The sequence below is a fragment of the Streptomyces crystallinus genome (genome assembly GCF_039521265.1).
Classification (GTDB): Bacteria; Actinomycetota; Actinomycetes; order Streptomycetales; family Streptomycetaceae; genus Streptomyces; species Streptomyces crystallinus.
The window spans coordinates 170,559-183,538 of record NZ_BAAACA010000034.1 but is presented as its reverse complement, the minus strand read 5'-3'; the positions used below and the strand labels follow the sequence as shown (position 1 = coordinate 183,538).

8 protein-coding genes and 2 pseudogenes are annotated in these 12,980 nt (G+C 69.3%); 5 read left to right on the top strand and 5 right to left on the bottom strand.

Annotated features, from left to right (window positions below; all coding sequences use genetic code 11):
• Window positions 1-13: 13 nt before the first annotated feature.
• Complete coding sequence (locus ABD236_RS23710) at window positions 14-2,320, bottom strand: beta-L-arabinofuranosidase domain-containing protein (RefSeq protein WP_344076492.1); 2,307 nt, start codon at window positions 2,318-2,320, stop codon at window positions 14-16.
• A 591-nt stretch (window positions 2,321-2,911) separates the two neighbouring features.
• Here ABD236_RS23710 and ABD236_RS23705 point away from each other — a divergent pair.
• From ABD236_RS23705 to ABD236_RS23690, 4 genes are all read left to right on the top strand, one after another.
• A complete protein-coding gene (locus tag ABD236_RS23705) occupies window positions 2,912-3,541 on the top strand; it encodes a maleylpyruvate isomerase N-terminal domain-containing protein (RefSeq protein ID WP_344076490.1) in 630 nt (209 codons plus the stop codon).
• 518 nt (window positions 3,542-4,059) lie between these two features.
• Window positions 4,060-4,758 carry an acyltransferase gene (locus ABD236_RS23700; protein WP_344076488.1) on the top strand — a complete coding sequence of 233 codons (699 nt, stop codon included), beginning with the start codon at window positions 4,060-4,062 and terminating at the stop codon, window positions 4,756-4,758.
• Between the two features lie 49 nt (window positions 4,759-4,807).
• On the top strand, window positions 4,808-5,572 hold the full coding sequence (locus tag ABD236_RS23695) for an SGNH/GDSL hydrolase family protein (RefSeq protein ID WP_344076486.1): 765 nt from the start codon (window positions 4,808-4,810) through the stop codon (window positions 5,570-5,572).
• Window positions 5,573-6,365: 793 nt separating this feature from the next.
• Window positions 6,366-6,833, top strand: coding sequence for a lysozyme family protein (locus ABD236_RS23690; RefSeq protein ID WP_344076483.1), 468 nt, complete (start codon window positions 6,366-6,368; stop codon window positions 6,831-6,833).
• Window positions 6,834-7,344: 511 nt separating this feature from the next.
• Here the strand turns inward: ABD236_RS23690 and htpG are convergent.
• Window positions 7,345-9,264 (bottom strand): molecular chaperone HtpG, encoded by a 1,920-nt coding sequence (gene htpG, locus ABD236_RS23685; RefSeq protein ID WP_344076481.1) that lies wholly within the window; start codon window positions 9,262-9,264, stop codon window positions 7,345-7,347.
• 169 nt (window positions 9,265-9,433) lie between these two features.
• Entirely contained in the window at window positions 9,434-10,093 is a 660-nt protein-coding gene (locus tag ABD236_RS23680; RefSeq protein WP_344076478.1) for a type III effector protein, read from the bottom strand.
• A gap of 126 nt (window positions 10,094-10,219) precedes the next feature.
• Here ABD236_RS23680 and ABD236_RS23675 point away from each other — a divergent pair.
• Window positions 10,220-10,384, top strand: a pseudogene (locus ABD236_RS23675) (Hsp20/alpha crystallin family protein); the annotation flags it as partial.
• Here ABD236_RS23675 and ABD236_RS23670 read toward each other — a convergent pair.
• Both ABD236_RS23670 and ABD236_RS23665 read right to left on the bottom strand, forming a co-directional pair.
• Window positions 10,358-10,492 (bottom strand): annotated as a pseudogene (locus tag ABD236_RS23670) (IMP dehydrogenase); the annotation flags it as partial. The pseudogenes ABD236_RS23675 and ABD236_RS23670 overlap by 27 nt on opposite strands.
• A 36-nt stretch (window positions 10,493-10,528) precedes the next feature.
• Window positions 10,529-12,559, bottom strand: coding sequence for a glycoside hydrolase family 172 protein (locus tag ABD236_RS23665; protein WP_344076476.1), 2,031 nt, complete (start codon window positions 12,557-12,559; stop codon window positions 10,529-10,531).
• Window positions 12,560-12,980 lie beyond the last annotated feature (421 nt).

Here is a 12,980-nt window from a genome sequence, read left to right as displayed (position 1 = left end):
AGCTGTGCGGTCCCTAGTTCCGCACGATGCGCCACCGGTTGTCGGCCGTGCCGTCGTCCGGGGCCTGTACGGCGAACGCACCCACAGCGGTGGAGTTGTTCGCGAGGGCGAGCAACTTGCCGCTGTGTACGTTGCGGATCTTGTAGGTCCCGTCCCCCTGGTCGAGCAGCGTCCACCGGTGGTCGGCGGTGCCGTTGTCCGACCACTGAAGGACGGTCGCGTCGTTGTCCGTGGACATGTTCAGGACGCCGAGCACCTTGCCGCTGTGGGCGTTGCGGAAGCGGACCGCGTTTCCGTCGGCGACCATCTCCCAGTTGTGGTCGGCCGTGCCCGAGTCGTGCCACTGGAGCGCGCGGCCGCCGTCGCCGGTGGACATGTTCTGGATGCCAAGGACCAGACCGCTGCCCGCGTTGGCGAGCCGTACGGTGGCGCCGGTGTTCCAGTAGACGGCGTAGTTGTGCCCGTGCGCGTCGTGGAACGGGCCCAGGTTGACGGTGGATCCGTCGGCGGTGGCGGTGAAGGCGAGCGAACTGCTGCTGGTCCGCCTGATGGAGGAAGTAGTCAGGGCGGGGGGAGTGCTCAGCGCCGAGTCGCCGTAGTTGCCGGACAGGACGACCGGACCGTATGTGATCGCCGCGACGTTGGGGTTGTCGTTGGCCGCCCGCATGATGATCCGCATGGGCAGGCGGACGGTGACGGTGTCGCCGGAGGTCCACGAGCGGCTCAGGGTGGCGTAGCTGCCGGGGGTCGCGGTGAGGGGTTGCACGACACCGTTGACGCTGACCGTGGCGCCGCTCGTCCAGCTCGGGATGCGGATGCGCATCGCCCAGGTCCCACCCACGTTACCGGTGACCTGCAAGGTCGTGGTGTCACTGGTCGGGTACGACGTGGTCTGGGTGACCGTCATTCCGCGTTCTGTCCAGGTGAGTACCGAGGGCACGAACAGGTTCACGATCAGCGTGTTGTCACGGTGGAAGTAGAGGGAGTTCATCAGCCTGGTGTGCATCTCCAGGCCCGTGCCCTGGCAGCACCAGAACGTTCCGTAGTCGGTGCTCCAGGTGCCCCCGCCCCAGGCCGGTCCGACGCCGCGTCGGCCTCCGGGACTGAGCGGGGTGAAGTACGTGACGTGGCCGTGGTCGTCGGCCGGGTTCTGCTGGCCGATCATCTGGTTGAGCCAGGCCCGCTCGTAGTAGTCGAACAGCGCGGCCCGGTCCGGGTCCAGTTCGAAGAGTTCCCGGGTGAGGGTGAGCATGTTGACGGTGTTGCAGCTCTCGCACGTGTCCTTGTTGAGGTATCCGGCGATGACGTTCGGCGCGCGGAAATGCTCCGCCTGACTGTTGCCGCCGATGGCGTAGGTGTGCGAGCCGACACAGATGTCCCAGGCGTTGGTGGCGATGTCCCGGTAGCGGGTCGTGCCGGTGGCCTTGAACTCCCGCGCGGCTCCGATCCACTTGGGCACCTGGGTGTTGGCGTGCAACCCGTTGAGCCTGTCCTGGTTGGCCGCGAGGGGGTCGAACACCGCGGCGTGGTCGAACCGCTGGGCGACGGCGAGCCACCGGGTGTCACCGGTCTGCGAAGAGAGATCGGTCAGCACGGCGTTCATGCCGCCGAACTCGGTCCCGAGCATGGCCTGCATCTGCTGACTGCTCAGCCTGCTGGTGCGCCGGTCGACCCACCCCGCCAGGGCGAACAGCATGTCCCTGGCCTGCGTACTGCCGATGTGGCGCCATACGTCCAGGAGGCCGGCGAGGGTTTTGTGGACGGTGTAGTACGGCACGTTGCCGTTGGTCAGGGTCCCCTGCTCGAGAGCGGTGAAGTCGGACTCGGGGTAACCGGAGAGGTATCCGGTGTTGAAGCCGGCGGCGCTGTTGTTGGCCTGGCACTTGGCCAACTCCGCCACCATGTACGTCGCCTTGTCACGGCAGACCGTGTCCCCGGTCACGGCGTACAGCTGCGCCCACGCGGTGAGGAAGTGCCCCTGGACGTGGGTGCGGAAGGGGAAGGTGGGCGCGTCCCAACCGCCCGTGGCGGCCGCTCCGCCGGTGGACAGCCTGTGGTTGGCGCGGAAGTTGTACAACAAGCGGTCGACATCGACGAACCGGAGATAGTTCCCTGTACGGTTCTGGTTGTCCAGCCACCGGCTTGCGGTGAGCCGGACTTGGCCCAGTGCGAAGGGCTGTGCCAAGACTCCGGCGGCGGCCCGCGCGGAGGGGTTTGCGGCGCGGGCGGGAGAACCGCCGATGATGAACCCCTCGGCAGAGGTCACAGCGGCGGCCCCGGCTATTTGCAGAATTCTCCGTCTGCTGACTATGGGCGACATCTTGCACCTTTCGATGACGAGAGAGTGCTTGTTCGGTCGTGGCGGCGCCGGGGCGCGGTGGTCGGGGCGGCGCCCGAGCCGCAGGGGCCGGCCGGTGTCGCGCGGGGACGTCCATCGCTGGACCTGGCGACGTCGGGATACTGGATCAGCACGGGTCGTCGGCCCTGCCGCCTCCCGTGACGGGGCGACGCGGCTCTGCCCGGTGGCAGCAGTCCTGGCGGCACGAGGGACCCGGCGCCGACCGCGGTGAGCCGGCCGAACTGACGTCGTCTTGTGATGTCCACGATCCGTCCTCGATCAGACGTTTACGGGCGGGCGTGTTGCGTCTATAGGGTTCGATATCTCGAACAGCTATCGAATTGTCGGACATAATGGCGCCGAACGTAAGGGGAGCCCAGCGCGGAAGTCAACGCCCGTGACAACAATTCCGACCTAAGTCCCTTACGCTGCCCGGGATTTCGAATGAGGCGGGCCCCGTGATGCAACCCCCGCCGCATCAACGGCCGTCTCGTTGGGAATGCGTCGCCACTGCCGCGAGGTTGACCGGGCAGACATCCACCGACGGCGACAGGGGACAGCAAGGTGACACAGGTGAGGGAGCTTTACCTGAGTGTGGCGGACACAGCGGCGAAGCTGTTGGCCGCACCGGAGGTCGCCGACGGCTGGCACCAGCCCTCCGCACTGGCGAAGCTCAGCGTCCAGGGGCTGGCGGGTCACCTGGCCGGGCAGGTCTTCTTCATCCCTACCGTGCTGGCAGAGCCGGTACCTACCGAGCCCGCCATCTCGATACACGAGTACTACGCGCGAGTCAGCTGGATCGGCTCGGACCTTGACACTCCGTTCAACCAGGCCATCCGATCCGGCGGCGAGGAAGAGGCGGCCGACGGTCCGGCCGCACTGGCCGCGCGAGTCGCCGCATGCGTCGAGGAACTGCGCGGCATTCTGCCCACCGCGCCGGATCGCCTGGTTCGTCGGCCCACTTGGGGGCCCTGGTCGATCAGGCTCGACGACTTCATCACCAGCCGGATGCTGGAGCTTGTTGTTCACTCCGACGACCTTGCGCACAGTGTCGGGTTGCCGACCCCACAGTTCCCGGCCCCTGCCGTCGAGACCGTCGTGGACTTGCTGTCACGGATCGCCCTACGCCGGCACGGCGCCACCAACGTCCTGCGCGCCCTGAGCCGCAGCGAACGCGCACCGGCTTCCATCTCGGCGCTCTAACGCAAGCAACGGAGCCGATCAGAGGCTAACTGGCCGCCCCTCGCTGGCCCTCCGCTGCGCTCGCACGGTCCTGCCCCCGCGGTCCCCGACAGGCTGGATCACACCCTCGCCCAGCCGAGCCCCGAGCAGACAGGAGCCGGCGCGGGAGCGGGGCCGACCGGCACGGGTCCGACCGCCGCGCCTGTCGCCGGGCGCCCGGCGACCGCGCCACTGGCACCCCGCTGAACGCCTGCCGTGACCTTCCTGCCGCCGACCGAGCTTGTCGACGAATCGGACCACCCCGGCCTCCCGTCGGCCAGAAAGACGCGCAAGGATCTCCAACGCCGCTCGTCAGCCTCTGACACTCTGCAGATGGGCGGGGGAGCGGGGTGAAAGTGCGGCTCGCCAGGTAGGTGGGGCGTGGGCGCGGTGCCGCGTACGGGGTGCCGCTCGCAGGCGCGGAAAGCCGGGGGAAGGGCTGTCACCCGAGTGGCCGCGCCCGAGGGCGTGGCGGTGGTGGTCTTCGTAGCGTGAGGTGCATGTCTCGGACAGCCGGTCTGTGCAAGGGCCGCCTCACTCTGCAGGCCCGTCGCCTCGGGGCGGCTGTGGCCCGTGGCGCCTGGTCATGGGTGGAGCAACACGGGCGGATCACCTCCGAGGCCCCCGGCCGCCACCGGTTCGGCTACCTGGGTGAAGGGGTGTGCATCGGATTCCCCGTCGGCTCGCTCTACGGTGAGCCCTGGATGGAGATCGGGGACGGCACGCTGATCGGGCGTCATGTCACTCTCACCGCGGGTTTGCTCCCCGGCCTCGAGCTGGGACCGGAGCCGGTCCTGCGGATCGGCAGGGGCTGCCTGATCGGCCTGGGGAGCCACGTCGTGGCCCACCAGTCGGTGACGATCGGCGACCAGGTGTCCATTGCTCCGTACGTGTACATCACTGACCAGAACCACACCTACACGGACCCCGACCACCCCATCGGCTGTCAGCCTCCGCGCAATCGCCCGGTGGTGATCGGCGGCGGCTGCTGGATCGGCACGGGCGCCCTCGTGTTGCCCGGCGCCCGCCTCGGACGCAACGTCGCGGTGGCCGGGGGCTCCGTCGTCCGCGGCGAGTTCCCTGATCACTGCCTCGTCGGCGGCGTGCCCGCCCGGATCCTGCGTTGCTACGACCCGGAGACGGGCTGGGCTCGCCCAGCGGGCGAGGATTTGGATGTCTGGTCTCGAACCTGGCGCTGAGGGCCCGGCGGCCTGAAGACCTGAAGCCATGAGCAGCTGGAGGAGGATTATGTCCCTGGCCCACCCCGCCCACACCCCCGACATGATCAACATCATGATCGTCGGCGACTCGATCAGCCACGGCAGCAGCGGCGACTGGACCTGGCGCTACCGGTTCTGGAAGCACCTGCGCGAGCACGGCAGCAACATCGACCTGGTCGGCCCCAAGGACACGCTCGACAACATCCGTACGGCCGAGGTCGGCGACGACGACGCCACATACGCCGACCCGGAGTTCGACCCCGACCACGACGCCCAGTGGGGCCGCCCCTACCTCACCGAGAAGGACGAGATCGAGGCCAAGGTCCGCGAACACGAGCCCGACTACCTCCTGGTGCTGCTCGGTATCAACGACCTCTTCTGGTACGGCGTCGAGCCTCCGCAGTTCGAGGCGAACCTGCGGGAATTCGTCGCGTGCGCCCGTCGGGCCAACCCGGGACTGACGATCGTGCTGGGCACTGTCCTGCCGTGCCGCAAGGCGGTCGACGACCCGGACTTCGGCGCCCGCGTCGACGCCTGCAACAACCGGCTGCGCGCAGTGGCCGAGGACCTGGACACCCCGTCCTCCCCCCTGGCGGTCGCCGAAACCGCGGCGGAGTTCATCGCGACCGAGCACACCTGGGACGGCACGCATCCCAACCCCAATGGCGAACTCCGCATCGCCGCCGCCTTCGCCGACGCCCTCGCCGACCGCTTCGGCATCGGCGCCCGCTATCCTCGCCCCTATCCGGACGTACCACCCGTCGCCCTGGATGCCAAGGCGAGCATCGATTGAGAACTCCGGTAGCCAGGGCAGATCCGTCGTGACGACTCTGGGAACCTGTAGACCACAGGGATGTGACGACCCGTCACAGCGACGGCGCCCCTGCGCAAGAGCTCCGGTGATCGAGGGCACTGCAGCACCGTCACCAGCGCCCGGCCGGTGGCCTTTGTCCAGTCGCGCGCGCCGCCGGCCAGCACCGAGAGGCTGCGGACTCCTCGGCGGGCGAGGATGCTGGCCGCGGTCATCGCGCGTTCGCTGTGCCCGCACATCACCACCGCTCCGTCAGCGGCCGCCTGGCCGTTGGCGGCGAGGCCGCCGAGCTCTCGGTGGGGGCGGCGCCCGGGGGATGTGCCCCGGCGGCGTACTCCGTGTCCTGGCGGACGTTTGGCACCGGCCGGGTGCCGATCTTCTCGGCCGTCACCAGCTCAATCGTTTCGGTCGGGCTGCCTCGGCGCGCCAGGCGACCATGCCGCCGGCTGACGGGCGCGGGACCTTTGCGCTGTTCGGCCGCGATTGGGGTCGCTGTGCCGGGGCATGCGGGCTCCGACGCGGTGGATGGCGGTGGACGATCTGTCCTGCGGACGGTCGCAGGGAAAGGAGGGCCACGATGGCCGAGCTGTCGTCGCCGGAGCGACAGTCACAACCGGCGGGAGATGGCCGCGTGCCCGCGACCCCACCCCGGTCCGGCGGCGCGCCCGCATCACCCCGGTCCGGCGGCGCGCCGGAGCCGCCTGCCCCGTGCGAGACCACGTCCACGCCTCCGCTGCGGCCCACTGCGTACGATCCCGCCGACTATGTGGAATGCGTGGTGCGCGGAGCCGCCGAGGCGCGGGTGTCGCCCCTGCTGGTCATGACGGTGCTGTACAACGAGGCGTACAAGCCGCACCACCCGCTGTGGGAACGGCTGTGGCAGTGGTGGAAGCCGGGCGCGTCCTTCGGGGTGGCCAACATGCACAGCGCCACCTTCGAGGCGGTGCGCCGCGCGCACGGCCTCTCCCAGCGATGGCAGGATCTCCGCGACGACCCCGCCTTCGCCATCCGCGCGGCTGCCCTGCACCTGAGCGACCTCGACGCGCGCCTGCCCGCACGGCACGCGCGCCGCTACACCCGCGATGAGCTCCTCGCCCTCGGCTACAACGCGGGCGAACGCAATATGCGTGCCTTCGCCCGGGGCGTGCCTCCCGGCCCGATGGCCCGGTCCTATCTGCGCCGGTACCGCACCTACCAGGCCCGGGCGGCTGCCGCCCTGAGGGAATTCACACAAGAGACGTGAGGGGAAGGGCAGTTGCGGGCAGCGATCGCACGGGCCGGGCCGACTGGAGCACCGACCGGGCGGCCAGGACGGCCGGGACATCCCGCGTCCCGCGACGAGGTCCCGGGCGCCCTGGACGGTCATCCGGGACCCATCGCGGTGACCACCCACGACGAGGGCACCCTGGCCACCCTGCGCCCTGCGTCCTAGGACCGAGGAGGCCGGGACCACGGCGGGGGCGTGCTCATCGGAATCTCGCCTCCGACCCGCCGGGCCAAACTCCGGGCCGCCTCCTTCACAGGGGCCACCGGCGGCCGGGCGTAACGGCGACGGCGGACGTCGACGATTGCGTCGCGGGCGATGGCGTACAGCCATGTCGTACGCCCACCCCGCCTCTTCGAGGTCGTACGCCCACCCCGCCTCCTTACTGGGTGCGGCCTCGCCCCTGCCCGTATCGTGCGAGTGCGGGCAGAGGCGAGGCCGGGCGGGGGCGGGCGACCGGGTGATCGGTGGTGCCAGGCCGCGCCCCTGGTTACAGGGTGCCGGTCAGGCGGTCGGTGAGCAGGCGGGTGAAGCGGGCCGGATCGGGCAGGTCGCCGCCTTCGGCGAGCAGCGCGCTGCCGTAGATCAGCTCGGCGGTGTCCGCCAGCTTGGGGTCGTCGGCGTTCGCGGCGTGTGCCGTGCGCAGTGCGGTGATCAGGGGATGCGTGGGGTTGAGTTCCAGGATCCGCTTGACGGTCGGCAGTTCCTGTCCCATCGCCCGGTACATCTTCTCCAGGGTGGGCGTGACGTCGTGGGCGTCGCCGACGATGCACGCCGCCGAGGTCGTCAGACGTGACGACAGGCGGACCTGCTTGACCTGCTCGGACAGGGTGGCGGTCAGCCACGGCAGCAGGGCGGCGAAGTCCTGCTCGCGCTGGGCCTTGTCGGCGTCGGTCTCCTGGCTGTCTTCGGCGGATCCGTCGAGGTCGACCTGGCCCTTGGCGATGGACTGGAGCGGGTGACCGTCGAAGGACCGGACCTGGTCGACCCAGACCTCGTCGATCGGGTCGGTGAGGATCAGGACCTCGTAGCCCTTGGCGGTGAAGGCCTCCATGTGCGGGGAGTTCTCCACCATGGCGCGGGTCTCGCCGGTGAGGTAGTAGATGGTCTCCTGACCGTCCTTCATGCGCTCGACGTACTGGCGCAGCGTGGTGGGCTTCTCCGGGTCGTGGGTGGAGGCGGCCGAGACCAGCTCCAGCAGGGCCTCGGTGTTGTCCGTGTCCTCCAGCAGACCCTCCTTGAGGGCACGGCCGAACTGCGACCACACCTTGGCGTAGCGCTCGGCGTCCTTGGTCTGCATGGTCTTGATGGCGCCGAGGACCTTCTTGACCAGGCGTCGGCGCACGCCGCGGATCTGGCGGTCGTGCTGGAGGATCTCGCGGGAGACGTTCAGGGACAGGTCGTGGGCGTCGACGACACCCTTGACGAAGCGCAGGTAGTTGGGCATGAGCGCTTCGCAGTCGTCCATGATGAACACCCGCTTGACGTACAGCTGCACGCCGCGCTTGGTCTCGCGGGAGAACAGGTCGAAGGGCGCCTGCGAGGGGATGAACAGCAGGGCCTCGTACTCGAAGGTGCCTTCGGCGCGCATGTGGATCGTCTCGGCCGGAGGCAGCCAGTCGTGGCTGATCTGCTGGTAGAACTCGTTGTACTCGTCCTCGGTCACTTCGCTGCGCGACCGGGCCCACAGTGCCTTCATCGAGTTGAGCGTGTCGACTTCGCGGGAGGACGCGCCGTCGGTGCCGGTGCGCTCGGTGGCCATCCGGATCGGCCAGCGGATGAAGTCGGAGTACTGCTTGACGATCTGACGGATCTTCGACTCGGACAGGTAGTCGGCGAGTCCGTCCTCGCTGTCGGCGGGCTTGAGGTGCAGGGTGACGGAGGTGCCCACCGGCAGGCCGTCGACTTCCTCGATGGTGTAGACGCCCTCACCGCTGGACTGCCACTGGGTGCCCGAGTCGGTGCCGGCCCGCCGGGTGCGTACGGTGACTTCGTCGGCGACCATGAAGGCCGAGTAGAAACCGACGCCGAACTGCCCGATCAGGTTCTCGGCGGCGGCAGCGTCCTTGGACTCCTTGATCTTCTCCAGCAGCTCGGCGGTGCCGGACTTGGCGATGGTGCCGATCAGCTCCACGAGATCGTCCCGGCTCATGCCGATGCCGTTGTCACGGACGGTCAGCGTACGGGCGTCCCTGTCGACCTCCAACGAGATGTGCAGGTCGGTGGTGTCGATCTCGCCGAGGCTGGAGTCGGTCAGGGATTCCAGCCGGAGTTTGTCCAGCGCGTCGGAGGCATTCGAGATCAGCTCGCGCAGGAAGATGTCCTTGTTCGAGTAGATCGAGTGGATCACCAGTCGGAGCAACTGGCGTGTCTCGGCCTGGAATTCCCGTGTCTCGGCGCTGCTGCCCATGCGGGTCTCTTTCTGTGTGAACGTCATGAAGGTCATGAACGGTACGGACGGTGTGAGCGGTCGGGCTGGGCCGAGAGGGACCGTGGTCGCCTCGCCTCGCCTCGGCGCGGTCGGGGTCGGACCGGCCCGCCGCCGATTCATGTGGTCGTGGATAGTGCGGGAGGCATCGTCATCTCTCGTCGCCGTGGGTGAGTCGGTCGTCCAGGAAGGCCAGACGGTTGACGAGGTCGGTGTGGCGGGTATCGAGGTGCGGGCGCATGGCGATCAACGGCGCGATGAGCTCGGCCGCGTCGGTGGCGCCGAGGGCGGTGTCCAGGGCGGCTTGGGTCGAGCGTGCTTCGGTTGCCAGGTCGGTGAGTGCGGTGATCTGTCCGGCGAGGCGGCGCAGGTCGGCGGCGTTGCGGCGGGCCCAGGCGGCGGTGGTGCGGTCGGCGGCACGGGCCTGGCGGGTGGCCGTCACGCGCTGTTCGCCGGTGGTCCCGGCTGGGCCGGGACGGCCGCGCAGGTAGCGGCGCTCGGCGGCCTGGCGGCTGGCGACGCCGAGGGGCGGGGCGAGGTCGGCCCAGCTGGCGCCCGCGTCGCGGGCGGTCTCGATCAGGCCGGTCTCCCAGCCGGCGAGCTGCTCGCGCACCTGCCGCAGCAGCATCAGCGAGGCCAGCGCCTGCTCGGGCTCCGGCCCGGCAGGCTCCGGCCCGGCAGGGTCGGGGGACTCATGACGGGCGTCGCGCAGGGCGTCATCTATGGCGGCCAGGGCAGCGGCGGCGGCGAGAAAGGACGCCGGGCTGTGGGCGTCGGAGCCGGACGTGGACGGCTGGTCGACTGCGGTCATGGGCACCTCCCTCGGGCTGTCATCTCATTGATGACATTTTGTTTGTCATCCATAGGATGACATGTGACAACGGTAGCAGTGAAGCACTGGTGGCAAGTGCCTGATCCTGCTGGAGGTGTTTTCACCGTGCTGATGCGGACCGGCCTCTTGCGTGAGCTGGACCGGCTGGCGCAGCAGCTGACGGGGCAGGGCTGCTGGCCGAAGTCGTCGGCCATGCCGATGGATGCCTACCGCGAGGGCGACCAGTACGTGGTGGTCTTCGACCACGCCGCCGGCCAGTTCGCGGACGCGGGCCACGCCCTCCTTGCCGCGCTCGGCGACCACGTCCATGGCCCCGAACTCACCGCCAAGACCGGTGCGGGCCTCGTGGCGGCCGGCGAGCACGATCCGTCGGCCCCCGGCCGTTTCGCGGCATTGAGGGATCTCCAACAGAGTTCAGGTCAGACTGCGGGCCTCGTACGCCGCGGCGGACCACGCGGGCCCGTTCGGTGCGGGGGTGAGCGTCACGGTGAGCATCCTTCGGCCGCGGGTCAGAGCGGCGGGAAGCTGGTAGGTGTCGTCGAGCCAGCGGCGGTCGGTGTTGACGAGAGGTTGGTACCAGTCGTGCAGTGGGTGCCCCTGGACGCTGATCTCTGTCTGCTGAGGGCCCTGTTGCTGGTCGCAGGTGTGGCGCAGTTCGACGCCGTTGTTGCCGGGGTCGATGGCCAGGGTGAAGGTCACCGGAGCTCGGGTGGCCCGGGTGGGGGCGCGCAACCGGGTCGGTGTGTGCGCGTCCCCTTCGAAGGCTGAGTCGAGCATGGTGAGTGGGGCCGTTGTGCTGGATGTGTAGTGATGAGTCCTCTCGCTGGCGGGATCCCCGAGGCGCACGATGTCACTCGTGTACGAGGCGGGTGTGGAATTGCCGTACCAGAACGCGGTGGAGGAATAGTCGGCCTGCCGGTCGTTCATGGGGCCGTGCTCGATGGTGTGGTCGATCGACTGGGTGAAGGCCACCGCGTCGTGGAGCTGGAGGCGGTAGGCAGTCGTGCAGTCACGCCCGGTCGCACAGCCCGACGAGGCGGTGAGGTGGCTCGGGTTCCCGTTGAAGGGCAGGGTGTAGGGGCCGCGGTTGAAGTACCAACCGCTCTGGTAGAAGTCCTCGGTACCGGTGCCGTGGATCTGCGGACTACGCGCCCCGTCGACGTAAACCCGTTCGTCACCCTCCAAGTAGGTCCGGTCCAGGGCACCCTGCATGCTGTGGCTGACGCCGACGAATTTGCCCCGGCCCCGTGTGCTCAGGAATGACCAGCTCGTGCCGGGAACCGTCGGCCCGGTGTGGGACAGGGCGTGGAAAAGGCCTTCGGCCCTCGTCCGCACCGCCTGGGCGTGGGCGGGGGAGGGGGCCTCGCTCACCGAGGCACTGCCCGCGGTGACGGGGATGTCGCTGCCGTTGTAGAGCTGGACGCGCGCCAGCGCGGCGTAGGGCATGGGCCACCAGGCGCGGAAGGTCTGGGTCGGGGGATCGGCGGCGAACATGAGGGCCCGTACGGGCGCGAGATCCTGTCCCGTGCCGAAGAACTCGCCGAGCGGAGCGTCGACCGTACGTTGCCCGTCGAAGGACATCCGCAGGCGCAGCCCGGTGAGCAGCGTCCGGGCGACCGCTGCCGCGGTGGGGTCGCTGTGAGTGGGGACGAGCCCCGTCGCGTATGCGCCCCGCCGGGCGGAGGCCGCGGTGCGGGAGAGGTGGGCGTGGTCGCTCGCCATGGCCCCGGTGCGGGCGTCATCGGTGATCCGCCCGCGTACGTCAGTGGTGAGTGCGCCAGTCCGCCTTCGACTGCCGCCGGCCTCCTGCGCGGTGGTGCCGGAGGCCTGGGGAAGACGGATCTCCAGTGCGGTGAGGAGTCCCGGGGTGGTGGTCGTGGCGAGCGTCTGGGTGCGGCCCGGCGGGATGTTCAGCGCCCGGGTAGTCGTACGGGCCCCCGGCAGGGTGGGTTTCGGATCGCGGGTGCCGGCTGCCGTCAGGAGCGTGGCGACATCCTGCGCCGGGTCGCGGGGATCGAAGGCGACGATCCCGTCGGCGTCGGCGAAGGAGCGGTAGGTCACGTGGTAGAAGTGCGGATTGTGCTGGGTGGTGATGCGCATGGACGTGCGGTAGGGCATGGGCACTTCGATGAGAACGCCACCTGATGACGCGTCCGCGTTGGCCACCAGAGGCGGCGTGAAGGGCGCGCCGAGTCGCCCGTCCACCACGTCCTGAAGCGGCGCCTGCAGAACCTTCTTCCCGTCGAGCTCGATGGTCAGGGTGCCGGTGTGGGACACATCGCCGTTGTCACGCGTGAACCAGATGGTCCCGATCTCCCCCGCACCGTGCTGTTCCGCGATCACGCAGCCGTCCGCAGTGGTGCGCAAGCACGAGTAGGTGCCGAAGAAGCCGTCTTGTGTGTTGCCGCCGGTGCGGTCGAAGCTGGAGAACTGTAGGGTGCGCACCCCTGCGGGGATGTCCGGCAGGTGGTCGAGACGACGGTAGGTGTCCCATCCCGCCGGCGTTTTGTTCTCGGCGGTGAAGGTGTCCGCCGGGCCGGGCGGGTCTCCTGCGGTGGCTTCCGCGTATGACGGCAGCAGTGCCAGTACGACAGTGACAGCGGTCGCCGTCGCCCGAGAAAGCCAGCTGGCACACCTCAAGTGGACCCTCCACGGCGCAGGCGAGCCGGCCTCTTTCGTACGTCCATGGACATGCGATCGCCGGGCTGAACCGCGGTGGGGAAGACACCCGTGACCGTGTGTGTCAGTGTGCTCCGGAAAACGAAGACGGCGGGTGATCTCGTCACGGCGAGTCTCCACCTGTTGTGCGGGAAGGCGGCGCCACACGCCGACCGGGCGCCACAGGGTGCGGGCGGGTAGGGGCCTT